Source organism: bacterium (assembly GCA_023150945.1).
Taxonomy (GTDB): Bacteria; Zhuqueibacterota; Zhuqueibacteria; order Zhuqueibacterales; family Zhuqueibacteraceae; genus Coneutiohabitans.
Genome location: JAKLJX010000100.1, coordinates 1 through 566 on the forward strand (window position 1 = coordinate 1; position 566 = coordinate 566).

Below are 566 nucleotides of genomic sequence, written 5' to 3' on the forward strand. Positions count from 1 at the left end.
CGCCGCCCGAAGCCCCGATAAGGGTGTCCAAAAACTCGCGCGCCGTCGCGAACCGATCCGTCCGCTCGCGGGCGAGAGCCTTCGCGATCACCTTCGCGAGCGCCTCCGAAACCGCCGGGTTGTGCGCCCGGATGTCCTCCGCGTCCTTCATGCAGATGTTCACAATCACCTGCTCGTACGTCGCCCCCGAGTGCGGCGGCCTCCCCGAAAGGCACTCGTACACAATCGCCCCCACCGACCAAAGATCAGCCCGCCCGTCGATATCGTTCAGCGCCTGAGCCTGCTCGGGGGCCATATAGAAAGGCGTCCCGAGCACCGTGCCCTCGCGGGTCAACGTCTTCGCGGGCACCTCGCCGAAACGCTGCACCTTTGAAATCCCAAAATCGAGCACCTTGGCGAAGTCGTTGTCGTCGTCCCGGTCGACCAAGAAAATATTGTCGGGCTTGAGATCGCGGTGAATGATCCCCGCCTCGTGGGCTCGGTGAAGGCCCCTCAGGATTTGCGCCGTAATCCGCAGGGCCTCGGGGATCTCGAGCCGGCCGCAGCGCTTGATGCGATGCCCCAGA

General features: G+C 64.5%; 1 protein-coding gene. It reads right to left on the minus strand.

The window, feature by feature from the left end:
- Window positions 1-566: serine/threonine protein kinase (locus L6R21_28230; GenBank protein ID MCK6563093.1), on the minus strand; the 566-nt coding region annotated here is incomplete at both ends.